Annotated in this window: 20 protein-coding genes; 14 read left to right on the top strand and 6 right to left on the bottom strand. The window is 47.9% G+C overall.

Annotation, left to right across the window (positions count from 1 at the left end; all coding sequences use genetic code 11):
• Positions 1-609: 609 nt before the first annotated feature.
• Positions 610-1,602, bottom strand: a complete 993-nt coding sequence (locus ACFW2W_RS13850) for an Hpt domain-containing protein (protein ID WP_378178846.1) — start codon at positions 1,600-1,602, stop codon at positions 610-612.
• A 534-nt stretch (positions 1,603-2,136) separates the two neighbouring features.
• Between ACFW2W_RS13850 and ACFW2W_RS13845 the strand changes: the two genes are divergently transcribed.
• Positions 2,137-2,460 (top strand): hypothetical protein, encoded by a 324-nt coding sequence (locus ACFW2W_RS13845; protein ID WP_378178913.1) that lies wholly within the window; start codon positions 2,137-2,139, stop codon positions 2,458-2,460.
• Between the two features lie 41 nt (positions 2,461-2,501).
• On the opposite strand, the gene ACFW2W_RS13840 is transcribed toward ACFW2W_RS13845, so the two are convergent.
• Both ACFW2W_RS13840 and ACFW2W_RS13835 read right to left on the bottom strand, forming a co-directional pair.
• On the bottom strand, positions 2,502-8,765 hold the full coding sequence (locus tag ACFW2W_RS13840; protein ID WP_378178843.1) for a CHAT domain-containing protein: 6,264 nt from the start codon (positions 8,763-8,765) through the stop codon (positions 2,502-2,504).
• 941 nt (positions 8,766-9,706) lie between these two features.
• On the bottom strand, positions 9,707-10,852 hold the full coding sequence (locus tag ACFW2W_RS13835) for a cob(I)yrinic acid a,c-diamide adenosyltransferase (protein ID WP_378178840.1): 1,146 nt from the start codon (positions 10,850-10,852) through the stop codon (positions 9,707-9,709).
• A 368-nt stretch (positions 10,853-11,220) separates the two neighbouring features.
• On the opposite strand from ACFW2W_RS13835, the gene fraC reads away from it, so the two are divergent.
• The 4 genes from fraC (at position 11,221) to ACFW2W_RS13815 (ending at position 16,242) form a co-directional block, all read left to right on the top strand.
• Entirely contained in the window at positions 11,221-11,757 is a 537-nt protein-coding gene (gene fraC / locus ACFW2W_RS13830) for a filament integrity protein FraC (protein ID WP_378178837.1), read from the top strand.
• A gap of 88 nt (positions 11,758-11,845) precedes the next feature.
• Positions 11,846-12,844, top strand: a complete 999-nt coding sequence (locus ACFW2W_RS13825) for a DUF5357 family protein (protein WP_378178834.1) — start codon at positions 11,846-11,848, stop codon at positions 12,842-12,844.
• A gap of 203 nt (positions 12,845-13,047) precedes the next feature.
• Positions 13,048-13,839: an ABC transporter permease gene (locus ACFW2W_RS13820; protein ID WP_378178831.1), complete on the top strand. Its 792-nt coding sequence runs from the start codon at positions 13,048-13,050 to the stop codon at positions 13,837-13,839.
• A gap of 123 nt (positions 13,840-13,962) precedes the next feature.
• Entirely contained in the window at positions 13,963-16,242 is a 2,280-nt protein-coding gene (locus ACFW2W_RS13815; protein ID WP_378178911.1) for a GAF domain-containing sensor histidine kinase, read from the top strand.
• On the opposite strand, the gene ACFW2W_RS13810 is transcribed toward ACFW2W_RS13815, so the two are convergent.
• Positions 16,193-16,687, bottom strand: a complete 495-nt coding sequence (locus ACFW2W_RS13810; RefSeq protein ID WP_378178828.1) for a hypothetical protein — start codon at positions 16,685-16,687, stop codon at positions 16,193-16,195. The two genes, ACFW2W_RS13815 and ACFW2W_RS13810, sit on opposite strands and share 50 nt — an antisense overlap.
• Before the next feature lie 13 nt (positions 16,688-16,700).
• Between ACFW2W_RS13810 and larE the strand changes: the two genes are divergently transcribed.
• Entirely contained in the window at positions 16,701-17,519 is an 819-nt protein-coding gene (larE, locus tag ACFW2W_RS13805) for an ATP-dependent sacrificial sulfur transferase LarE (RefSeq protein WP_378178825.1), read from the top strand.
• 46 nt (positions 17,520-17,565) lie between these two features.
• The gene (locus ACFW2W_RS13800; RefSeq protein WP_378178822.1) at positions 17,566-17,718 is read left to right on the top strand and encodes a hypothetical protein; all 153 of its coding nucleotides are present in this window, start codon (positions 17,566-17,568) and stop codon (positions 17,716-17,718) included.
• 4 nt (positions 17,719-17,722) lie between these two features.
• On the opposite strand, the gene ACFW2W_RS13795 is transcribed toward ACFW2W_RS13800, so the two are convergent.
• Positions 17,723-18,001, bottom strand: coding sequence for a hypothetical protein (locus ACFW2W_RS13795; RefSeq protein ID WP_378178819.1), 279 nt, complete (start codon positions 17,999-18,001; stop codon positions 17,723-17,725).
• A gap of 67 nt (positions 18,002-18,068) precedes the next feature.
• Here ACFW2W_RS13795 and ACFW2W_RS13790 point away from each other — a divergent pair, with 67 nt between their 5' ends.
• Positions 18,069-18,476: a hypothetical protein gene (locus tag ACFW2W_RS13790; protein ID WP_378178816.1), complete on the top strand. Its 408-nt coding sequence runs from the start codon at positions 18,069-18,071 to the stop codon at positions 18,474-18,476.
• Between the two features lie 271 nt (positions 18,477-18,747).
• Positions 18,748-19,434, top strand: coding sequence for an SAM-dependent methyltransferase (locus tag ACFW2W_RS13785; protein ID WP_378178813.1), 687 nt, complete (start codon positions 18,748-18,750; stop codon positions 19,432-19,434).
• Between the two features lie 385 nt (positions 19,435-19,819).
• On the opposite strand, the gene ACFW2W_RS13780 is transcribed toward ACFW2W_RS13785, so the two are convergent.
• Entirely contained in the window at positions 19,820-20,020 is a 201-nt protein-coding gene (locus tag ACFW2W_RS13780) for a hypothetical protein (RefSeq protein ID WP_378178810.1), read from the bottom strand.
• A gap of 475 nt (positions 20,021-20,495) precedes the next feature.
• Here ACFW2W_RS13780 and ACFW2W_RS13775 point away from each other — a divergent pair, with 475 nt between their 5' ends.
• The 5 genes from ACFW2W_RS13775 to ACFW2W_RS13755 all read left to right on the top strand — a co-directional run bounded on the left by ACFW2W_RS13775 (position 20,496) and on the right by ACFW2W_RS13755 (position 23,632).
• Positions 20,496-20,753, top strand: a complete 258-nt coding sequence (locus ACFW2W_RS13775; protein WP_378178807.1) for a hypothetical protein — start codon at positions 20,496-20,498, stop codon at positions 20,751-20,753.
• A gap of 15 nt (positions 20,754-20,768) precedes the next feature.
• A complete protein-coding gene (locus ACFW2W_RS13770; RefSeq protein ID WP_378178804.1) occupies positions 20,769-21,155 on the top strand; it encodes a histidine kinase in 387 nt (128 codons plus the stop codon).
• Positions 21,156-21,359: 204 nt separating this feature from the next.
• The gene (gene ffh, locus ACFW2W_RS13765) at positions 21,360-22,808 is read left to right on the top strand and encodes a signal recognition particle protein (RefSeq protein WP_378178801.1); all 1,449 of its coding nucleotides are present in this window, start codon (positions 21,360-21,362) and stop codon (positions 22,806-22,808) included.
• 151 nt (positions 22,809-22,959) lie between these two features.
• Complete coding sequence (rpsP, locus tag ACFW2W_RS13760; protein ID WP_378178798.1) at positions 22,960-23,220, top strand: 30S ribosomal protein S16; 261 nt, start codon at positions 22,960-22,962, stop codon at positions 23,218-23,220.
• Entirely contained in the window at positions 23,183-23,632 is a 450-nt protein-coding gene (locus ACFW2W_RS13755) for a KH domain-containing protein (protein WP_378178795.1), read from the top strand. The genes rpsP and ACFW2W_RS13755 overlap by 38 nt, the downstream gene beginning before the upstream one ends.

Raw genomic sequence — 23,632 nt, 5'->3', positions numbered from 1 at the left:
AAATAGATAGATGCTTATTTTTTCTAAAAATAACACCCTAATCACTGGAGCTAGGGCTTTTGAATTTATATTGGTATCAGTTTTAACAAGGGATGAGGATTTCTGGGCTGAAAGGAGTTGTTTCCATGAAAATCCGGTTAAAAAATTGGGTAAATATTCATACTTATGCATATATTTTCAAATATTTAAATAAAAGTTGTCTTTTCTTCATGCCAAAAAGTCAAACTGTCGCCAGTTGTTCTCCGGGATTTAGCACAGGGACTATTCCCAAGGATTTAATCGGTCAGTTGCCAGTCAGTATTCGTTATTTTTTACACGCAAACCTACGGAAAATTTTGACCTAATAAAAAAATTAGAGTGAAATGAAAAATCAGTTTTTATACCTATGTGTCGATTAGCAAATGTGTTGATTAGCAAAAGACAGTTTAATTTAAGAATGTTCGCCCGGTTGCACAAACAAAAAAAGGGGCAGTGCTTCGGGGACTGCCCCATCGGTTTATTCTGTAGCTGGCTCTAGAAAAGGGAAGGTAGCAGCACCCGATGCTCCATTTGCAAATGGAGAGCGATCGCGCTTTGTACAAAAGCAGCCGCGTCTTGTGGTTGAGAGAATCAGCGAGAGGCTTGGTGGAGTAACTTTGCCAGCAGCAGTAGTTGCTCTTTATTAAACACTTGAACCAAAACCTTTGCCGCTGCGCTAGGTTCTACAGGCACGGCGATTTGTTTGACGGATGTCGGAGTGGGTTTTGGCTCCGCTGGACTGGGTGCCCCTACCCCAACAGCCACCTTTGCCGTCGGTATTGGGGCGGCAGTTGCTTCTGGGGACGCTGCCAACAGCCGCAAGCTGGCACTAGGCGCGATCGCGTCAGTTTTGCCGTGTGGCAACTGATCGCTAGCCTGCTTGAGTTCCTTAATGACAATCGGTGCCAGGGTAGCATAAGTATTTTTAGAATTAGCGATCGCTCGATTTGCAGTTTTTACCAGCACTTGCCAAGTTTTTACTTCCGCACTCATCTGCACGAGGCGATTGCACAAACCGCAAAGTTGTTGACGATTTGCAGGCGTTTCTGCTTGTTTGAACAGCGGCAACATTTGTTTTAGCACCCCAGTCACCTGAGCAGAAATATCTGGAGTTGGCGTTTTGCCCGCCATCGCCGCTTCTTGCTCACTTCCTGCTGCCCCAAGCAGGCGGTTAAGGTGTGCCTGTAACTGAGCAAAATGAGGTTCTGCTGCTTGCACGATTTTCTCGCCTTCCTCTTCCCGAAGACCAAATGGCCCTTGAAGGCGGTCAACCAAGTCCTTAAGGGTGTCATACCCTTTTAAAAACATAGACTCCAGCTCGCTATCGATGTTGACTGGATGTTCTTTGAGGAGCTTGAAACAATCTTCAAAACGATGGGAAACTTTTTGAATACTGTTAAAGCCCAGCATCGCTGCCCCTCCCTTGACGGAATGGGCGGCGCGAAACATTTCATTAATCCTTTCTTGGTCTGCCATCACGGCGCGCAGATCCAGTAGCCCTTTTTCCAGGGTTTCGAGGTGTTCTTTTGCCTCCTCGATGAAAAAGCCCAAAATCTTTCCCGACTCCACGGCAGCATTCCTCAAAACAACAATTTTGTGTAGTCACCCGGTTATGGGGGAGTCGTTCCAGGCAGTGGATTTTTCCACTAGGCACTGTTTACCCCGGTTCCTATCGGCACGCCTCAGGTTGAAGCGCAGCTAAGTTTGATATACGTTGGAGACTGTTCCTAAAATAGCCGAAACCGCTAAGTTAGAGCTTGGTAGCAATACTTAAATTAGCAAGTGCTAATTGTGCCATTGGGTCAAAGTATTTTATAACTAAGGTTCAAAAAAGCGAAAGGCGAACGATCGGCTTGTAAAACAAACAACACTTCACCGTTGCCTGTTTACGGGAGAAGTCGCTAAGGTTGATGGGCAGAATGCGAGTACGATCCTCTCTCCCCACTCCTCAGTTCCCAGTCCTGTTAACAAGGGTTGCCAATCATTGTCAAAGCTCAGTCGTGCGATCGCCCCTTTTAGATTCGGTTGACACAGGAAACCCAACATTTTCAAATTGAATTAATTGATTCATCTTTTCCCTGTCCATCCCGATCGGAGTAGTTGGGTTGATATGATGAGCTGAATGCAAGTACGATCTTCTCTCCCTCAGCCCTCAGCCCTCAGTCCTCAGCCCTCAGTCCTCAGCCCTCAGCCCTCAGTCCTCAGCCCTCAGTCCTCAGCCCTCAGCCCTCAGTCCTCAGCCCTCAGCCCTCAGTCCTCAGCCCTCAGCCCTCAGTCCTCAGCCCTCAGCCCTCAGCCCTCAGTCCTCAGCCCTCAGCCCTCAGCCCTCAGCCCTCAGCCCTCAGCCCTCAGCCCTCAGCCCTCAGCCCTCAGCCCTCAGCCCTCAGCCCTCAGCCCTCAGCCCTCAGCCCTCAGCCCTCAGCCCTCAGCCCTCAGTCCTAAATCCTCAGCCCTCAGTCCTAAATCCTCACTCCTCACTCCTCTTACCAAGGATTGCCAATCATCGTAAAAGCTGCCCAGTAATAAGGATGCGTCAGCAGCGTGTCGCCCCGGTTAGCAAGTTCGGGTGGCAGCTTGATGTTTCCTGTGGGGAAGCGCAGTTCACCCCCCTCCAAGCGTACCTGCCCCTTGATCATTGCTACCTGCGCTTGCCGTAATGCTTCTGCCTTGATTGGAGCTATTTTCAATTGAGCGTAGAAATCCGCCATCAATCCTTGGGTTCCCTCATCGCTGACATACCATAAACTGGCTACAGCTGACTTCACTCCCGCCAGCACTGCTAAGCCACCAAAGCCTAACTCTGCTTGTTCATCTCCCAGCGCGGTGCGACAGGCACTCAGCACCAACAATTCCACTGGCGGGTCATTCCAGCCCAATTGCCGCAGCTGGTTGAGTCGCAGCTTGGTATCCCATAACTGGATGTAGGAGTTTTCGATGCCCCCAGGTTTAAATTCGCCATGCGTCGCCAGGTGGACAATTCCATAAGGATCTTGCTGACGCTGCGCCTTCAGATTCTTTAGCGTAAATTTCTCGTTGAGGAAAGATTTCCCCGACCACAGCTTCTGGGTGATGATAAATAATTCTATCGGCACTGCTGGTAAGGGATTCAGCTCGGTAAACTTCGACGCGCCCATTGCCAAAACTTGAGCGTTTTTGATATTCACGTAGCGGGTATCGGTGAGGCTGAGACTCGGCATTGTGCCGACGCTGTACTTTTCTACGAGAAATTTTTGACCATCGTGGAGGGCAGCCATTGGGAGACTCCGCAAACCTGTATCCATCAGAAATACCAGATTCTGTATACCTCTGGCTTGTAAATCGGCTTCCAAGGGTGCCACCATCCACTGATAGAGTTTCTGGGATGGTTCCAGGTAGCCACGGGGTTTTCTGACGTTGGTAACTTCGCTGTGGAATTGTTTAGCAACTTTGAGAACTTCCTCGCGGGTTGCCCCCTGCACCCGTTTCCGAATCGGTTGCCCTTTGGCAGTGATAACGACTAATTCGAGTTGGTCGTTGTCTGGTGCGGGGCGACTGATAGAGGGAGTAGCGGCGGGTTGCGGGGACGCTTGAGTGAGGGCACTTTGGGGAGGAAACTGCCGGATGTCTGATTCTGGCGATGTTACAGGTAATAGAGTTTTGTCTGTGGCTGCCTTTGGTGCAACAGTGGCGGGAATAAAAGTGATGTAGATGAGTGCCGGTTTTACCCCAGTCGATTTCTCAATGTTTTGCAGAATATCGCGGGCTTCGGCGAGGGTTTTAATTGGAGTATCGGTACTTCCATTGAAATATTGCTCAAACTGCCGCGTGAACGACTCGTCCAAGTCAGCTAACACGGTGTCAACTTCCGCGAGATCCAGTCTGGCAGACACCGAAAATTGGGGTGTTGCCGTTTCCTGTGGAGGCGTTATCTCTTGTGGTAAAGGACTCGGTGTATCAGGTGTATCAGGTGTATCAGGTGTATCAGAGGTGATGATTTGAATCTTGCCCTGAGTATAGCTACCGGGGAAAGATCCTGAGGCAATGGTATTGCCAGAACCAGTTGTCAATACTCCGGCTGTACCGTTGTTGGTAGCCTTGCCAACGACGAAGGGAACGTCTTTAGAACCGCCTCCGTGGCGCAGAACAATCGTACCTTCACCGGCACCCCCGGCGGCGGAAATACTTGCTTTTTGCCCATTTTGGTCGGTGAAGGTATCTGTAGCCCGAAACAGACTTTCGGTGGTGATGTCAACGATGCCTCCTTTGCCCCTAGTTCCACCTTGGGCATTGATGAAGCTAACTTGAATGTCGTTTTCGGGGTCGAGGGTGACATTACCAGCGTCTCCGAAACTAGCGCTGGAATTAATTCCTAGAGTTGTAATGCTGTCAATGGCAGATAGGAAAATATTCCCGCCTTTCGTGGTGCCGGAAGCCGTTAAATTTCCGGTTTTTATGACAGCTGTTTGGCTGGTAAGAGTGATATTTCCGCCAACCCCATTGTCAGAATGAGAGTCGATGTTAGCAGTGGTAAGGTTATTTTTGGCAGTAAGAGCGATCGCGCCTCCATTTCCTGCTGTCTTACTGGTATTGAGCGCACCTGTACTGATACTATTGTTGGCTGTTATTTGAATCCCGGCAGCGGTAATATCGTTTGCGATTACATTGTTGCCGCTATTCACTGTCAGATTACCTAGGAAATCACCACTTCCTCCCACTGCATTCTGGAAAGTGACATCACTGCTGGCACTGATGGTTAAGTCGATAGGATTGCCGCTATTAGCGAGGATACCGCCAAAGGTAATCGAGCGATCGCTACTGCTGAGTTCTATCGGGTTTTGAACGACGAGGTAAACATCGCCGCCATAGTTTTGAATTCCGCTGGTGGTGACATTCCCGCCGATGACGCTAATCCCTTGTGTCGTTACGCTAGCTGCATTGACACTGCTATCCAAGCTAGTGAAGCCACTGCTGTTAGCAGTTAAGGCTCCGATAGAGGTGCTGTTGCCCACTGCATCAGCGATTTCAATGCTGCCCGTACCAGCAGTTAAAGTGAGGTTTTGCCCGCCTGCGCCCGTTCCATTCGTCTTGCCACCTAGATAGATATCACCACCCGCTTGATCTCCTGTACTGAGGGTGATGTCTTTAGCGAGAACTGTATCGCCGTTGATAGTAATGCTTTGCTCTGCGGTGGTGATATCTGCGTTGAGGGTGGTTAATCCAGCATTGAGGGTGATGGAGGCGTCCCCAGTGCCTGTAATGGCTCCATTGACCGCCACTGAGCCAGCAGGAGCCTGAATAGTGACAGGATCTTTGAAGGTTACACCAGTACTATCAATCGTAATGGCACCACTGCCGTCAAGCCTTCCAATTGTAATAGAGCTAAAGCCGTCTTGCAATTGCCCTAACTTTGCGGCAGTCAGATTCAAACTATCGTTGACAGGAGTCGCATTCCCAATCTGAATATTTTTCGATGCCGTTGCGGGTGCTAATCCAATTTGGTATCCTGTACCGCTGAGTGCCCCATTAACGTTAATCTCGTCTGCGGTTAGGGTTGCATTGTTATTCAGCGTCACGGGAGTGTTGAAGCTGATAGTGCTGCCGCTACTTGTGGTGACGTTGCCGTTTAGAGTGACATTGGAGGCACTATTGACACTCAAATTCCCGATAGGTGTAATGTTGCCGACAGCGCTACCGAATGTCATGTCACCCGTGTCTGCATTCAACGTCAGGTTTTGACCGCCTGCACCCGTGCCATTGACGGTTCCGGTGATATTGATTTCCCCAAACGTCGTCGTCGTCAATATGGCGTTGTTACTGAGCAAGACATCGCCAGTAAGCGTAATATTGTACCCGTCTCCATCACTACCAGAGGCATCAAGATTACCGCTGAGGGTAATGTTGCTACCTGCACTCGTCGTCAGGTTAATATTCCCACCAGTCCCAGTAGAACTAGCGTTGAGTAAGCCTGTGCTGATGTTGCCAGTAGCATCAATATTGATATTCCCGCCTTGGGTGGTAATGGTAGTAGCGCTACTGTTGAAAGTGTTGCTCAGGCTACTGAAGTCACCGCCGTCAGTGTTAATCGGACCATTAATTGTTACATTGTTTGCCCTAGTTCCCGCACCACCTTGACCTCGAAGCACGACATTTAGCGCGTAGCCATTACCGCCGATAGAGCCATTGAGGATAATGTTATTGGCTGCCTCAAAAGTGAGAGTCACAGGGCCACCAGAAGCATACCCCCCGCCAATCGCTGCATCAGCATTCTGCGTAATATTACCATCCTGAAAGCCGCCAGGAAGATTAGGATTATTTGTGGAGATGATTACGTCACTACCGCCATTGAGGGCGTTTTGGATTGCAGTATTACTAACAGTGGAATCGTCGGCATTCGCCGTGAAATTTGGTGAAATGCCGTCCAAGGTACCATAGCTAAAACCGGCATTGATGATAGTCACATTCGAGGGGTCAAGCAGCCAAGTGCCGGGAAGACCTTTGGGGGCGCTGGCATCCGCAGCTTTGGTGACATCCAGGTAAACTTTGCCGGAAGTTTCGATAAATCCGCCGTTCCCGCCTTGCGCGCCGCCACGGGCGCTAATGGTGCCATAGGTACGGGTGGCTTGATCTGACCAAACAATAACTCTACCGCCATTGCCGTTAGTAATGGCATCGGCATTAAGTGTCACATCTGCGCCCACAAAGGTGAAAGCAGCATTGGGTACGCTGCCTTTGCCCAGATAATCTCCGCCAATCAATACTTTACCGCCGCCTGCATCCCCGGAGGCATTGACGCTGGCGTTTTCGACTAAACCAACTTGATTACCCAGTACAGCTATTGCTCCGCCAATACCGACTTGAGTGTTGGAGGCATCCAGCTTACCGGAGACAATTGTAGTTCCCGCTTCTGTGGGAATGCTAATACCCGATCCGCTTATCACCACCTGTCCGGCGCTATTGACGGTCATTTTGGTGGCATTAGCGACACCTCCACCTGTGAGTAATTGCGGCAGGGAGGGAGGATTGGGTAGCTTAGCGTTGAAGCTGGAGGGTAAGGCGGATGGCTGAATCTCTAAACTCAGCACGTTTCCCGCTTGCGATATCTGCACCGTCTTCTTGCCCGGTACGGCAGCTACGGTGATATTACCGCCTGGTGCTTTGAGTTGTCCGGTGTTGACGACGGTACCGCCGATAAGAGTAAGATTTTTTCCCTCTCCCACCGCTAAATTCCCGGCGTTGATAACGCTACCCGGCTGGGAGGTGGTGAAGGCAAAGAGATTGGGTGTGCCTACCAAGTTGGCGTAGTTATTAGGATCGAAGGCATTGAACCAATTGTCGCCAATCCCAATCCCTGTAGCGGTGGTGGCGGTAAAGCTTCCTGGTACGTTCAAGCTGGCACCGGAACCAAACACAATGCCAGCAGGATTCATCAAGTATAAGTTGGTGGAGTTGCTGCCGGAAACTTGAATAAGTCCATTAATAATAGAAGGGTTGCCACCCGTGACGCGACCCAAAATATTGTGAATGGATGGGTTAGAAAGAAAGTTGGCAATTTGATTTTGTTCTAAGCCAAATTTGTTGAAGCTGTGGAAGAGATTTCCCCCATCTCCGGAAAGTTTTCCACCAGTAATATTGAATTGATTGCCAGAGGTGGTGACATTGGTGTTGGTGCCGTCAGCTGCGGTGGTAATCGATTGTGCTTGGGCGAAAGTTGGAAAAAGGCTACAGGTGAGGGCGAGAAGGCAAGAGGCAATGTTTTTGGCAATGGGGAATTGGTAATTAGGAGATGTTGCACTGTTGTTAGTAAGCTGCAAATCCCGCCCGCCGCTTAAGTGGCGGGCTAATAGCTCAAGTCCACTCAAGTGGACTTCAATGCATTTAGCTCGCTTGAGTGGACTTTGGCGATTAGCTAGGGGTTTTAACTGCTGGTAGGTGAGTGGGAATGGTGCAAGATGGGAGTAATTGGTAATTGGGAATTGGTAATCGAGAATTGATAGCTTTTTGCGAACTAATAAGACTTTGGAGTTGAAGGGAAAATGGCTGAGGATGTGCAGTTTTACAGAAAAGCGATCGCTTAATCCTCTCCTTTGCAGTGCCCGCGCGATCGCTTTGCAGGAGTTCTGCGCCTGCTGCTTGGTATAGGTGTGTGAGTCACTTGCTTGATGGCAACGATAGTAGTAAAGTGGCTTGTTGATATGCCGCACTTCAGCAACTTCTGATAGCTTCAGGCACAGATCGTAGTCTTCAACGTAGTCGAAGGATTCTTCGATTCCCCCCACTTGGTCGAAGCAACTGCGACGCATCAACCGGAAGTGAAAGGTCATAAAATCGACCAAAAGCCGCTCTTTGGAGTAGGGGATGCGACAGCGCTTCCCGTAGTCGATGACTTTGCCTCTTTGGTCGATGTCGATGTAGTTGGTGTAGACAAAACCTACGTCCGGGTTCGCCTCCAGGACTGCTGTTGTCTCTTCTAGTGCTGTGGGGGCAAGCAAATCGTCGCTGTCTACCAAACCGATGTAGGTGCCGGTGGTCTGTGCGATCGCTGCTTGCAAGGCGCTAACTCGTCCTTGATGTTCTGCTGCGACTACCCGAACTCTGCGATCGCGTGCTTCGTAGTGACGGGCAATTTCTACGGTTCTGTCTGTGGAACCGTCATCCCACACCAGTAGCTCAAAGTCTTGCCTAGTCTGCGTCAGAATACTTTCAATGGTGGCAGCGAGATAAAGCTCCCGGTTGTATGCCGTGATGACGAGGGAAATGGGTACGAGCATGGGAAGACTCCGGAGGTGTTAACTCTCGTTGCCGAAAGTCATGCGAGTGCTAATTAAAACATTCTCTTTTCTAGAATACTCCTCTGGCTAGATGCATTGGGGAGATTACTGATTTTATCCCAAGTATAGATTTGCTAAGTTTGGGAACTTTAATTGTTATTAGAAAATTAGAAAATTGTTAAGCAAGTGGGTAGAATTAAACATCATGTTTTGAAAGTTGGTATTGGGGACTGATATCTGGCACCAACCCGATAACCCGCCCGGAAATCAAATTCCATAGGTTATAGCTCAAGTCCCTTAAAATGGACTAAAAGCCTTGATATTTCTGGATTGAAGTCCGTTCTAACTCACATCTTGCACCAGTCGCAATACCCGCCAAGGGTTTGAACCCCACAGCTAATAGCTCAAGTCCACGTTTCGTGGACTGGGGAATAATTTCAGTCCATTTCAATGGACTTGAGCTATGAGCCTTGAACTTGAGTTCAAGGCGGATGGGCTGACTGAGAATGGTGCAAGATATGAGGAAAAAGGAAATTGAAAAGCAGCCATTCCCTCAGGACTTACGCAACATCACCACATCTGGGGCAACCACAGGGGGATTGCCCCTACAAAACGCTATATGTATATGTATAAGCTTTGCGTAAGTCCTGCCCCATTATCAGTGCTAACAAGTTCGCTCAAATCCTGTTAATTACTCAACCTTTCAGAAGAATCTCTCCGTTCACGGCTATGCTTTACCTTCAAACAGACGTTTGGTAGGATTGTTGATAGATTGGCAATCTGTCGCTTTGAGGCTGGAGCTGTGAAAAGTTCTTTACAGCTTCAGCCTTTTGATTAGCATCTTGGAGGCTAATCGCCAGAATGCGATCGCGCTTTGCCCATCCAAAGCCCTACTCGCATTCTTTCCCGATCTCCCAAAAATACGCGATCGCCCACAAACCCTAAAAATCTACGCCGCGCTTCAAGTCCACCCCTCTGTCAGCATAATGCTTATGACAAATCATCTCTGAATGGACGCTAGCGAGGTCAAAATACGCCGGACGATTTAGACAGCGCCCCGTGATAATCACTTCCGTGTCGCGGGGTTTGCGTAGCAGTACGTCTACGATTGGTTGTTGATCCAGGAGTTCCAAGTCAACCGTGGGATTGAGTTCGTCCAAGATAATCGTTTTATAAAGCCCAGACGCGATCGCCGCCCTAGCAATTTCCCAACCGCGTTCGGCTTCCACATAGTCTAGCTCTTGCTGTTGTCCGCGCCAAACAATCGCATCTTGTCCGCAGCGCTGATGATCGACTAAGTTCGGGTAACTTTGTTGCAAAGCCGCGATCGCGGCATCCTCAGTATATCCAGTCCCGCCCTTGAGCCACTGCATAATTAGCACTCGGTGCGACTGATCTTGACTAATCCCGCGCCCAATCGCCTGCAATGCTTTACCCAATGCACTGGTAGACTTGCCTTTACCGGCACCCGTATAGATTTCTATCCCCTGTAAAGGCAGGGAAACCCCGTCCCTACCTTCGACGATGGGGTGGTGCGGCTTCATCTCCGAGTGCAAATCGGCAATCTCTAGGAGTTGTTGGGGGGCAGCCCGACCTGTAACAATTACTTCTAACTCCTGCGGTTTGTGCTTGAGCGTCCGAACCACTTCCTCAACTGGCAACAATCCTAAGTCCAGCAACGGGTTCAGTTCGTCCAGAACCAGGACAGAATAGAGGTCAGATGCGATCGCGCCTTTTGCCACATCCCAGCCGCGCTGCGCCTCCTGTCGGTCAAAGCGCGTTATTTCCTCCGCACCAAAAAATTCTGACCGACCTGTGCGAACTTGGTCAATCAAGTGAGGGAAGCCCTGTTGCAAGGCAGCGATCGCCCCATCTTCATCGTAGGAGCGTCCCGGCCCTTTGAGAAACCGCAACAGCAGCACTCTCGTTGCTAAATCAGTATTAATTCCCAGTCCAATCGAGCGTAACACCACGCCCAGCGCCGCTTGGGACTTTCCCTTCCCCGCCCCATCGTAAACATGAATCTGACCGACGAGACGCTCAGAACGCGCTTGAGCCGTGCGAATGCCGATCCCCATTCTACTCATAATTTTCATGAATCTTAGCTGCCACAAACTGTTAACAATAGCAGCTTAGAAGGGTAAAGTGAAAAGAATCAAGAGTAGCAGTTCCACCAAAGCTAAAGTTGAGATTGGGAATAGGGAGTAGGGAGTAGGGAGTCAATTGTCCATCGTTTAGTTGCCAGTTGTTTTTTCTCTTCTACTGAGCCATTACCCGCGATCGGTTCCTCCTCGTTCTGTTTATTTAGAAATATTTCAAATATGCTTTCTTTATCTGAAAAAAACCTTGATTTCCCCAAGTCGGCAGGACAATAGAAATGAAAGGGCAACCCGTCCTAACCAACGTCAAAACTAACGCCAAAACTTAATTAACCAGGTTTCAGGGAGACAACCTTATGCTTGCCAATGTTTTCCCGCTCCAAGGGATTTTATTTCAATTTTTATTTTTGCTGGTGGCGATCGCTATTGAATCATTCATTTTATATCGAGAATTAAACTTTAGTCGAAAAAAGAGCATTGACTATGCTATTTCGATTAATTTATTTTCAACTATTCTGGGTTGGGTAGTTTTCTTTTATGTACATCCTTGGCTTCCCCGCTCGTTGAAATCTCAGCTAATCAGTTATATCTTTTTTGACCGTTTCTTTTCATTTGCTCAGTCGCCCAATATTGTAACGGAGCTAATCTTAAGTGGCTTTGTTGCCTTCTTTGCCACTTTTGTCGTTAAACTGAAAGGATTGGAACTTTTACAAATATTACTAGAGTTGCCGACTTATGTGGAAAGAAAAAAGCAAGATAAATCTAATCCTCGGTATTTTCGACTTCTGGCTTTTAAGTCCGATCGTCTTTTAACTAACACCATTTTTCAGGCTAATATTTATAGTTTTGGAGTAATTTCAATAATATTATTTATTAGGACTCGATTTAGTTAAATAACTAATAGTTTTTCAATCATCTGTCTTTTTTTGGAATGGGTTTAATTATCAATTTACTTTAACTTAATAAGGATTTGCCGCTAATATGTTCTCAATTCTTGATTTTTTTGTCTTTAAGTATTTAATTAATACTTTTAACGCCTTACGAAAAGCCCTAGCTCCTTCCCGTGCTTATTCCTGGAAAACCTTCATTTATCTCAGTTTTTTTTCTTGGTTAATGTCGTTTTTGGCAACTGACTTAGTGCATGATATCATCACTAATTGCGCTTGGATATTTTTAATTATTGGAGTGAGCTGGGCTACAATAGAAAATCCTCTGAAAATTGGGGGGATTCCGATTGGTCCCTGGATTACGGGTGCCTTAATCTGTATGTTGTTATTTGGCGATTGGACAGGGAGTATCCCACCGATTGCTTTGATAATTTGGCCTACGCTTTCAGCATTTATTGCTGTGTTCCCAACCTTTTTTGATGAAAGGTTCAGATTAAAAGTACCAGCACCCCAATTTCGTCAAAGAATCGTTATTTTGATTGGCAGCAATATGGTAATTAGCTGCTGGATTCAATTTTATTTTCTTACTCAAGATTGGTTAGAACAATATCCTACTTTGCTTTCAGATCACTTTGGAAAAACTACAATGGTATCCCAATCAGATTCTCAACAAACAAAGATGCTTAGAGGTACCGTGGTTCTAGAATTTATGGAACCCTTGATCGTACAAGAATTAGAGAATAAACCTTGGTCAGAAGTGGAGCGATGGCTGCTAGAACCACAACCACACATAGAAGCTATTCGGGAAGAAGCGGTTAAAAAAGTTCCGATTGTGGAAGAAGATTTCTGGTGGCGTTATACCTATAATATTGGGTCGATTAACTCAGGATATAACTTACAATTGCGGGCGGTTTGGCAAGGTCCTCGTTCGCAAACCGAAGCATATTACGTAGAAAAAAATTGTCAAATTACGCAAAGCTATCAACCAATAGTAACTGGCTCAAGGGTGACGCCCAGCCAGACAGGAGTACAAAGTATTGCGGTTGCAAAAGTCAATTGTCAACCGATCGGCGAACTAAAAAGCTATGAATGATGTAGACGTCCAAAGAGTTGTAGATAGAGCCAAGAGGTGGTTGGTAATGGAGAAAAAGTAAACGATAGGGAGAATTAACTATTAGTAACAAAAATGTTATTTTTATTCGTGCCAAGGATAGAATATAAATCGTTGAGAGAAATCATCATTGATGATTTAGAAGGACGATGAATTTAAGCACAGTAGAGCCGAGGAAAATAAATGTGTTTCGGAGATCGATCGAGAGTTTGAAGAGAGTTTGGGCGATCGCAGTGAATGGGTTTCGGGAAGTCATCCGCGATCGCGTCCTCTATATCATCGGCTTGTTTGCGCTGTTAATGGTGGCGGCGTGGCGGCTGTTACCGGAAGTGGCAGCAACAACAGAAGATAAAATTCTCAAAGATGTTGGATTAGCAGCAATGGATGTCCTGGGAACAATTGTTGCTGTATTTGTGGGGACTGGGTTGATTAACAAAGAAATCGAAAAGCGCACTGTCTTAGTGTTAATTCCCAAACCGCTTAGTCGCGCCGAATTCATTATTGGCAAACATCTGGGGCTATCAGCCGTTTTAGGCGTCTTGGTGGCAGCCATGACGGCAGTTTATCTTGCCATCCTCAGTTTAAGCCAGATTTCTTACCCGCTGGGTAGCATTCTGATTTCGGCGCTGTACCTGTTTTTTAAGCTATCTTTACTGACTGCTGTGGCGTTGCTGTTTGGCGTCTTTACGAGTTCGCTGCTAGCAACCTTGTTTACATTTGCAGTGTATTTAATGGGGCATTCCAGCCGAGATTTAGTAGAGCTGGGAAAATTAAGTCGCAATGTAGACATCGAACGGATCGCAAATGCTTTATATGTGGTACTGCCTGATTTATCTCGGCTAGACCTAAAAAATCAGGCGGTTTATGGTCTTTTGCCTTCTTCCTCGGCGCTCCTAACCGATGCTTTGTATGGTTTGGTGTATACCGTCCTCCTCTTAGCGATCGCTATCCTAATTTTTTCGCGGCGCGAGTTTTAAGCAGAGACAGGTTCCTCGCCTCGCTATACAAACTAGGTAGGAGGAGCGCGAAAGTGAAGGAAGCGCAGTCCCTAATCCTTCGTTCCTCACTCCTATAGTTTCCAGGTCGTACTTCGCCTCGTGATGCCACAACTGCAACAAGCTCCGTCCCCAGATGCCCTCCGCCTATTGATCGTGATAGACTCAAGCGCGGATGTCGGGCTGATTACACACCCACTGCGGGAAGCAGACATTGATTTTACCTACGAGATTGCCGCTACATCTGCCGCTTGTCGAGAACGATTGCAGCAAAACACCTACGATGCAGTGTTGTCAGTACAGCGGATTGGGGATGCTAGCTCAATGGCAGATGGGAACACCGGGAAGCAGGGAGAACTAGAAAAATCCCCTTCTCACCCCTTCACAGATGCCCCAAGCTCCTTAGAAGCATTGCAATTAGTCCAGCAATCCGGGCAGTTTATTCCTTTTATTGCGATCGCTCCCATCGAAGCGGGAATCGCAGATGTTGGCTCACAACAGATGTTTCAGTTGCCGAAGATTTTGATGCGATCGCTCCACGAATTTGAACAACACCGAATCGAGTGCGATCGCCTTGCCCAAATTCAGCAGCAAGCTCAACGAGAGGCAATTATCAACCGCATTGTCCAAGCAATGCGAGAAACGCTGGTTCTGGAGGAAGTGCTGCAAACCACCGTCGATTTGCTGCACGAAGCACTCAACGTCAGTCGGTGTCTAATTTTTCTGCCCGATCCCAATGATCAAATGCAGGCTTGCCTCGTCAGCGAATCTTCCCCTCAAAGGCAGAGTCTGATAGGCGTCTATTGCGACTTCTATAACTATTACCATTCCTCCCTTGCCCAAGGTGAGCCGCTGGTATTCAATCAAATTGACGACCGCATCCCACTCAAACTGCAAGAATTAGCTAGAGAGTATGAAGTTTGCTCCATGCTGACGATGCCGATGTTGTATCAGCAATCCTTGGTGGGAGGGATTACCCTGCATCAATGTGTTAGCGAACGGGAATGGACAGAAGATGAAATCGCTTTGGTGAGTGCGATTGCGAATCAAGGCGCGATCGCCATCCACCAAGCGCAGCTATTCGATCGAGTTCAACAACAAGCGACGCGGGAGCGATTGTTAAATAATATCTGTCGGAGCTTAAATTCCAGCCTCGATCCAGAATATATTTTGCAGGAAATCGTGAATCTAACTGGAGAATCCTTTGGCGTTGACCGAGTCGTTATCTTTGCCTTAGAAGCAGAAGAATTTAAGGTTCTCAAAGAATGGCGAGTCAGCGAACAAGTCGCTTCTCTCTTGAGGCACAGATTTCCTCTATCGGAAAACCGCGATGTATTAGATCCTGCCTCCAAGTATTCGGTTCATCGAGTTTTTCATGCTCCCAAACTCGCAGACGTTCCTTATTCTCCCAGCCGCCAAGAGCAAATTCAACAGGTACAAATCCTGTCTATGCTGAGAGTGCCAATTTTTATTCGCGGTCAGCTGTTTGGTGGCTTTTCGTTACAATCTACATCGCGTTACCGGACTTTCACCGAAGACGAAATTCATCTGCTCGAAAGGATTGCTAACCAAGTTGCGATCGCTCTTTACAACGCTCAAAGCTACGAAGCAAGCGAGCAACTCGTCAAAGAACGTACCCAAGAATTAGAGCAAGAAAAACAACTTTCAGAAGTCGCCAATCGTGCCAAAACCGAATTTATCGCCACCATGAGCCACGAACTGCGAACCCCGCTGACCGGCATCTTGGGGTTTTCTCGCCTGCTAATGGATCGAGTTGTGGGATCGCTCAACGACAAACAGCAAGAATATCTCACTTCCATTACATCCTGCGGCGAACAGTTATTGGAACTGATTAACGACCTTTTAGATTTATCCAAGATTGAAGCCGGTCGAGAAGAATTCAGCCTAGAAACCTTGTTAGTGGAGGAAGTTTGTCAGGCATCCGTTTCCGTCGTGCGCGAACCGGCGCAAAACAAAGGATTGCAATTAATTGTAGATATTTTCCCAGGCATCACCACCTGCGTAGGCGACCATCGCCGCTTGAAGCAGATTTTAGTCAATCTGCTCTCTAATGCGGTGAAATTTACGCAACTTGGCTCAGTGACGCTGAAAGTCGAAAAAACCGCAGACACCATCTTATTTTCTGTCATCGACACCGGAATTGGCATCGCCAAAGCCGACCAAGCCACCCTCTTTGAACCGTTCCGGCAGCTGGATAGCGGTTTGAATCGTCAATATGAAGGAACGGGTCTAGGCTTAGCTTTATCCCGCAAACTGGCATTCCTTCACGGCGGCGATATTACCGTACACTCAGAACTGGGGCAAGGCAGCTGCTTTACTTTACACTTGCCGATCCAGCCACCAGACGAATTGAATAAAGCTTAAAATTCGTTACGATCTTGAGAGTGCGGAGGACTGAGGACTGAGGACTGAGGACTGAGGACTGAGGACTGAGGGCTGAGGACTGAGGACTGAGGACTGAGGACTGAGGACTGAGGACTGAGGACTGAGGACTGAGGACTGAAGGCGCTTCGCCTTGCCGAAGGGTGGACTGAGGACTGAGGACTGAGGACTGAGGACTGAGGACTGAGGACTGTAGGCGCTTCGCCTTGCCGAAGGGTGGACTGAGGACTGAGGACTGTAGGCGCTTCGCCTTCCCGAAGGGTGGACTGAGGACTGAGGACTGTAGGCGCTTCGCCTTGCCGAAGGGTGGACTGAGGACTGAGGACTGAGGACTGAGGGAAGGATGAAGGATGAAAAACTTCTCCCCATCTCCCCATCTCCCCATTGCCTCTGTACCTGAAGCACCTTTGCGTCCTGTGTGATTCAATTAAAAAAAAACCATGATCGAGCAGAAACTTGAGCAACTAAAAACCCTCTTTGCAGAAATGGATCGGGCATTAATTGCCTATTCTGGGGGCGTCGATAGTACCTTGGTTGCCAAGATTGCTTACGATGTTTTGGGCGATCGCGCTTTAGCCGTCACCGCCGTTTCTCCCTCCCTCCTTCCAGAAGAACTCGAAGACGCCCGAATCCAAGCAGCAGCGATTGGAATTGCCCATCAAGTGATACAGACGCACGAAATGGACAATCCTAATTACACCTCGAATCCTGTCAACCGCTGCTATTTTTGTAAAAGCGAACTCCACGACAACCTCAAACCCCTGGCACTTCAACTGGGTTATCCCTATGTTGTAGATGGCGTCAATGCCGACGATTTGGGGGATTATCGCCCTGGAATTCAAGCGGCAAAAGAGAGGGGTGCGCGATCGCCTTTAGCAGAATTAGGCATCACCAAAGCCGAAGTCCGCCAACTTTCTCAACACCTAGGACTTTCCTGGTGGGATAAACCCGCCCAACCTTGCCTTAGTTCCCGCTTCCCCTACGGCGAAGAAATCACCGTCAGCAAACTGCAACGAGTCGGACGCGCGGAAATCTATCTGCGTAAATTAGGATTAAAAAATCTCCGCGTTCGCTCAGAAGGCGACACCGCCAGAATTGAGTTACCGTCAGAACAAATCAAAGAATTTGTTTTCACCACCGATTTACCCACCCTCGTTTCCGCCTTTCAAGAATTCGGCTTTATTTACGTCACCCTCGATTTAGAAGGCTACCGCAGTGGCAAACTCAATCAGGTGTTACCGCAGGCAATAAAAGCCTAAAATTCTGGCGTTGCACAAGTTAGATTTACTGGGGAGGGTGTGGTGAGTGGCGATCGCAAGTCAAATAAATTCTAGGGAATGGGGACGTGTCGCTCCTACCACTTCAACGCCGATCGAGATCCAATCCCCCACCCTCTCAAAAGTTGCGATCGCTGCCAGCAACTTGCGTCAGGTTTTAATACAAATCGATCGACAATAATCACTCATGCAATAAGATAGTAATTTTCTCGCAGCATGGGTACGACGCCAAATGGCGTGAAAGCTTCGGCTTTGTCTACATCATCTTCGATCGAGACAAGCGATCGCTTGTCTTTTGCGGAATCAGCTTGTAATCGGGAAGCATTGCACGTCAAAGCCTGACTTCTAAATTTACAACTCAACCAAAAAGTAGGGGTACCGTATTGCCGTACCCTTAAAATTGAAGTAACGAGGCGAAGTGCGGCGACGATACAACCCGATTCTAAGCTTAAGCGAAAAGGCAATTCCAGCCAAACAACGATTCCTCATGAGTTAGCTGCGTGGCAACCAATGTAGGGCAAGGCTAGGGCAATGCATAAACTTTCAGAAATGGTATATGCGACTGTATTTTGGTTAATTTCCGGCTTACTTGTGTGGCTGGTAGTTCTGCCCGCAGCACTCATTAGTTTCCCAGTTATCTTACTGGTAAAAGCAGTCGGACAGCTACTTTTCAAGATACCTCAACAAAATCTCACAGAAGCAGAAATCTCATTACAGAATCACTCCGAACAGAAACCTACTAATGCAGGAGAATCGCTTTTTACTTCCTTGCTCATGACAACGCTTGTTGGAGTGCCTGCTCTACTAGCATCAGTCATTTCTTTACAGCCGACAAGAGTCATTAAAAAAGAGCCAGAAATTGCCCCACCTCTGCCACAACCAACAACAGCACAGACAACCTCATGGACAGAGACTGAGGAAAAAACAGGTGAAACTTAAACTAGAAAGGCGTCAGTGACATCGCCAGAAAAAAAAATGATAGTCTTATTGTAGGGAATGGTTGAGGTACGAAACCCAACATTTTCTGCAACATTTTCTGTAGGGACATGGCACAGAAAAAGCCCCGAATACAAATCCATTCTATTTATCAAATTCTTGTGTATCAAATTCAAATAGCTTGCTCAACTACCTAACCACCTTGGTTGGTTGACAACCGTGCATTAGGTCATTTTACAATCAGCCAAGGAAAGTATGCGATCGCTCGAAACAAATGGGATTAAAACTTGAAAGCGTCATTCCTTGGGGGCGTTCCCTGGCAGAATACATCACGATGTTCAACTTAACGCCTGACGACCTCCAGTTAAAAATTCTAGATTGTGCCGGTGGTCCTGCCAGCTTCAATATTGAGATGACACGCCTAGGCTACAACGTCATCTCTGGCGATCCAGTGTATCAGTTTACCAACCACGAAATCCGAGAGCGTATTCAGAAAACTTACCAAAAAGTTATCGATGGAGTCCAAGCCAACCTCGATAGCTACGTTTGGCAGGAGATCCTCTCACCAGAAGATTTGGGACAAATCCGGATGTCAGCTATGCAGCAATTTTTGGAAGATTTGCCACAAGGAATTCAACAAGGACGCTATTTAACTGCTGAGTTACCTGTTTTACCCTTCAATACTCGGCAGTTCGATTTAGCCTTATGCAGTCACTTTTTGTTCACCTATTCGGATTTCTTCTCAGAAGATTTTCACCTCGCCTCCATTGTGGAACTTTGCCGCGTTGCTGCTGAGGTACGGATTTTTCCCCTATTGAATATTTCCGGGGAGGTGTCGCCAATCCTTCAGCCAGTGATGAAGCAATTAAAAGCGCAAGGCTACGGTGTAGAAATCAAGCCAGTACCCTACGAATTCCAAAAAGACGGTAATCAGATGTTGCAGATAAAGTCAGCCGTGTAAATATGTACTGCAACATGGCGCTACTTTGAATGCGCCTGTTCGTAGCGATGCGTTGATTTGCTATACCAATTTTATATATAGCAATCCTAAATGAGTCGTGAAGGCGAGATACCCGACTTCTTAAAGAAGTCGGGTATCTGAACCGCTGGTATCTCACAACTCGAATAGGATTGCTCATTACCAAAAACCTATGCGTCGCGCATCCCAAGGGAAATACTATTTCTTCAAAAAAAAGTTTCAGGGTGTTCTTCTTGAAAAGAACACCCTGAATTAGGTTAATTATTTATTTAGCAGCCTTTGATATACCGAATAAAGCTGCTACACCACTATGCAAGCGAGATGATACAAAAAAAACTAACTCTAGCCTGTTAACTTTAGCTCAAACCTAGCTCAGCGAAGCATTGCTGCGGTCATAGCTAGAGCGAAAGCTTGGATGTGGCTGTCCTTGAATGTGATTCCAGTATTCAGATGATTCAACATCTAGACCTACTTCAGCAGCGACGCGACCCAGCATAGATTGCTGACGGTTTTTGATGAGGTGATGATGACGCATCATCAGGGCGCGAGCTTGTTCTTGAGTAGACATACCAGGTTTCTCCGTATTGCTTGAGTGATGTTTGACTGGCTTGATTGCTCTTACCTATTCAATATAACAGAAAATTCTGTATCTAAATTTACAAAATGCTTTAAAAAACAAAAATTTACAATAAACTTTAAGATTAGGTGCGGCACCCATCAGTTAGAGCGATTCTAAATGAGGAAAAGCAATAGAAATCAGCGATTCCTATTTTGCATGGGAGATAATAGCCAGAACGCAGAAACTGTAAAATTTGACAAGCGCCCTGAAAATTCAAATGGCTACATCCTCCAAAAGTGTGATTTAGTAGTTCCCCTTGGCAGGCTAAAGGCATCATGGGACGATGTGGAGTTTGTGCCCCAATCCAAAAGAGACAGCTGACCAGGAGATAAAACAATGGCTACCCCTGTCACATTCTTCAGGACTTACGCAACATCACCGCATCTGGGGCAACCACAGGGGAATTGCCCCTACAAAACTCTATATGTATAAGCTTTGCGTAAGTCCTGATTCTTGTAGAAGGCAACCCGGTCATTATCTATTCAGTCCTCAGTCCTCAGCCCTCAGTCCTCAGTCCTCAGTCCTCAGCCCTCAGTCCTCAGTCCTCAGCCCTCAGCCCTCAGTCCTCAGCCCTCAGTCCTCAGCCCTCAGTCCTCAGCCCTCAGTCCTCAGTCCTCAGTCCTCAGCCCTCAGCCCTCAGTCCTCAGCCCTCAGCCCTCAGCCCTCAGCCCTCAGCATCTAACCAGGAGATAAAACAATGGCTACCCCCTGTCACATTCTTGTAGAAGGCAACCCGGTCATCATCTATGCCTGCCGGAATGGCAGCCCTAAAAAAGTTTTGCCCATCCTTAATCGCTTTCTAGAGAAGTTTTGGCAAGAAAGAGAAACCTGCGGAGAATACTGCGATACGCCTGGGTGCTTAGTGGCTCAGATTCTCGTTCGCTTCGGCTACGAGATGTGCGAGGATGATTTTTCTAACCTGCGAGTGGGAGTGAATTTCGACCCAGATGTGGAATATATATACTGGGTTTCTTTGGATTACAAAGTGAGTGTCTGGGTTCCAGAGGTGTCCTATCGCAATCATCCCTCTCTGGGACTGCAAGGCTGTCGCCAGGACTTAGCTTTGAGTGCTTTCTCAATGTAAGGGATAGCGATCGCACTTTTTGTTTGCACTTGATTATTTGCATTCCTCACCCCCATTCCTGACCTGGCTGCACGCCAGACAACAGCGAAAACGACTAATCTGTATACAGATGGAATTAAAACCCACAAACTCACAAATGTGGGCTTTATTCAGCCGATTTTGATAAGCAGATAACTATCTAGCCGCCCAAAAGATACACATATTATGTTCGACGCACTTGCTGAACGCTTAGAATCTGCCTGGAAAAGCCTGCGGGGTCAGGACAAAATTTCCCAATCCAACATTCAAGATGCCCTGCGGGAGGTTCGTCGCGCTTTGTTGGAGGCGGATGTTAATCTCCAGGTCGTCAAAGATTTTATTGCCGATGTCGAAGCCAAGGCACAGGGAGCCGAGGTCGTTTCTGGCGTGCGCCCCGACCAGCAGTTCATCAAAATTGTCTACGATGAGCTAGTGCAGGTGATGGGGGAAACCAACGTTCCCCTCGCTTCAGTAGATAAGCCTCCCACGATTGTGCTGATGGCTGGGTTGCAGGGAACGGGTAAAACCACAGCCACAGCAAAGCTAGCTTTGTACCTACGCAAGCAGAATCGCAGTACCTTGCTAGTCGCAACCGACATCTATCGCCCAGCCGCCATCGACCAGCTGGTGACACTGGGGCAGCAAATTGAGGTGCCAGTGTTTGAACTCGGCACCAATGCTGACCCGGTGGAGATTGCGCGGCAGGGGGTTGAGCGAGCCAAGGCAGACGGCATAGATACAGTCATTGTTGATACCGCCGGACGCCTCCAGATTGACCAGGAGATGATGGCAGAATTAGCCCGCATCAAACAAACCATCCAGCCGCACGAGACGCTGCTGGTGGTCGATGCCATGACCGGGCAAGAAGCGGCGAATCTCACCCGGACTTTCCACGAACAAATTGGGATCACGGGTGCCATTTTGACGAAGCTGGATGGCGATAGTCGCGGCGGTGCAGCGCTATCGGTGCGACGGATTTCCGGTCAGCCGATTAAATTTGTCGGCGTCGGAGAAAAAGTCGAGGCGCTGCAACCGTTTTATCCGGAGCGCATGGCTTCCCGAATTCTGGGCATGGGAGACGTAATCTCCTTTGTGGAGAAAGCTCAGGAGGAAATAGACCTGGCAGATGCCGAGAAGATGCAGGAAAAAATGCTCTCGGCTAAGTTTGACTTCAGCGATTTCCTCAAGCAGATGCGGCTGCTGAAGAATATGGGGTCGCTGGGAGGCATCCTGAAGATGATTCCAGGGATGAATAAGATTTCCGACGAACAGTTGCGCCAAGGAGAAACCCAGCTAAAGCGGGCTGAGGCGATGATTAATTCCATGACGAAGGAAGAACGCCAAAACCCAGACTTATTGGCGAAGTCTCCCAGTCGTCGTCGCCGGATTGCTCGCGGTGCTGGCTATCAGGAGCCGGATGTCGGCAAGCTGGTGGCTGATTTCACAAAAATGAGAACCGTCATGCAGCAAATGGGTCAGGGTGGCTTCCCCGGTATGCCCGGTATGCCCGGTATGGGTGGCGGCATGGGTGGCGGCAATCGTCCTTCCCAACCCGGTTGGCGGGGCTACGCCCAAGGAAGTCCCGGCAAGAAAAAGAAAAAGGAAAAAAAGAAGAAAGGCTTCGGCACTCTCTAGCTGGAACCGTTATCGCAATTAGCTTTTAGCTTGGAGAAGTAGAACTTGATGCCATAAAATGGTATAATAAATGACTCTGCGTCTAAAATCTAAAAGCTAATCGCTAAAGAGCTGATGGCTTAAAATCCAAACAGGAACATTCTTCATCAACATGATCAAACTGCGATTAAAGAGATACGGCAAAAAGCGGGAAGCTAGCTACCGGATTGTGGCAATGAATAGCACTTCCCGCCGCGATGGGCGTCCTTTGGAAGAACTGGGCTTTTACAACCCCAGAACCGATGAAGTCAGGCTAAATGAGGCAGCACTCACCAAGCGCCTCCAACAGGGAGCGCAGCCTACGCCAACGGTGCGCCGGATTCTTCAAAAAGCTAATGTCTTGGAACAAGTCAGTGCCCCAGCTACCGCATGAGTACGAGTTGGATTCCTCAGCTTCAACCAGCCAGCCTGTAAAGTCATCCCACGGGAGTTCGCCACCGGATTATGCCTCTCTGGTGCAATTTTTGGTGCAGCCGTTTTTAGAATCACCAAAATTGCTGAGCGTGGACTGCGAAATGTCGCAGAGCAATACTAAAGTGTGGGTGCGGCTGGCTTTTGAAGGGGAAGATAAGGGACGAGTTTTTGGTCGGGGGGGGCGGAATATTCAGGCAATACGGACGGTGATAGAAGCTGCTGCGAAAGCTGCCAATCAATCTGTCTACCTGGACATCTATGGTAGTTCGGCGCGATCGCTTGAAAGTACGTCGGGAAGTCAAGAAGTTGCGAAAAAAGATCCACCCCGCCGGTCTTCCTCGGTATCTGCTCCCAAATTCCGCGACCGTTAA

The sequence above is a fragment of the Coleofasciculus sp. H7-2 genome (genome assembly GCF_042747725.1).
GTDB lineage: Bacteria > Cyanobacteriota > Cyanobacteriia > Cyanobacteriales > FACHB-T130 > FACHB-T130.
This window is presented reverse-complemented; position numbering and strand designations above follow the sequence as displayed.

Excerpts from the sequence above, each read along its gene's own strand:
- ACFW2W_RS13840 (WP_378178843.1), bottom strand. The coding sequence starts at position 8,765 with ATGCTCGTACCCATTTCCCTCGTCATCACGGCATACAACCGGGAGCTT.
- ACFW2W_RS13835 (WP_378178840.1), bottom strand. The coding sequence starts at position 10,852 with ATGAGTAGAATGGGGATCGGCATTCGCACGGCTCAAGCGCGTTCTGAG.
- fraC (WP_378178837.1), top strand. The coding sequence starts at position 11,221 with ATGCTTGCCAATGTTTTCCCGCTCCAAGGGATTTTATTTCAATTTTTA.
- ACFW2W_RS13825 (WP_378178834.1), top strand. The coding sequence starts at position 11,846 with ATGTTCTCAATTCTTGATTTTTTTGTCTTTAAGTATTTAATTAATACT.
- ACFW2W_RS13815 (WP_378178911.1), top strand. The coding sequence starts at position 13,963 with ATGCCACAACTGCAACAAGCTCCGTCCCCAGATGCCCTCCGCCTATTG.
- larE (WP_378178825.1), top strand. The coding sequence starts at position 16,701 with ATGATCGAGCAGAAACTTGAGCAACTAAAAACCCTCTTTGCAGAAATG.
- ACFW2W_RS13790 (WP_378178816.1), top strand. The coding sequence starts at position 18,069 with ATGCATAAACTTTCAGAAATGGTATATGCGACTGTATTTTGGTTAATT.
- ACFW2W_RS13785 (WP_378178813.1), top strand. The coding sequence starts at position 18,748 with ATGGGATTAAAACTTGAAAGCGTCATTCCTTGGGGGCGTTCCCTGGCA.
- ACFW2W_RS13780 (WP_378178810.1), bottom strand. The coding sequence starts at position 20,020 with ATGTCTACTCAAGAACAAGCTCGCGCCCTGATGATGCGTCATCATCAC.
- ACFW2W_RS13775 (WP_378178807.1), top strand. The coding sequence starts at position 20,496 with ATGTATAAGCTTTGCGTAAGTCCTGATTCTTGTAGAAGGCAACCCGGT.
- ACFW2W_RS13770 (WP_378178804.1), top strand. The coding sequence starts at position 20,769 with ATGGCTACCCCCTGTCACATTCTTGTAGAAGGCAACCCGGTCATCATC.
- ffh (WP_378178801.1), top strand. The coding sequence starts at position 21,360 with ATGTTCGACGCACTTGCTGAACGCTTAGAATCTGCCTGGAAAAGCCTG.
- rpsP (WP_378178798.1), top strand. The coding sequence starts at position 22,960 with ATGATCAAACTGCGATTAAAGAGATACGGCAAAAAGCGGGAAGCTAGC.
- ACFW2W_RS13755 (WP_378178795.1), top strand. The coding sequence starts at position 23,183 with ATGTCTTGGAACAAGTCAGTGCCCCAGCTACCGCATGAGTACGAGTTG.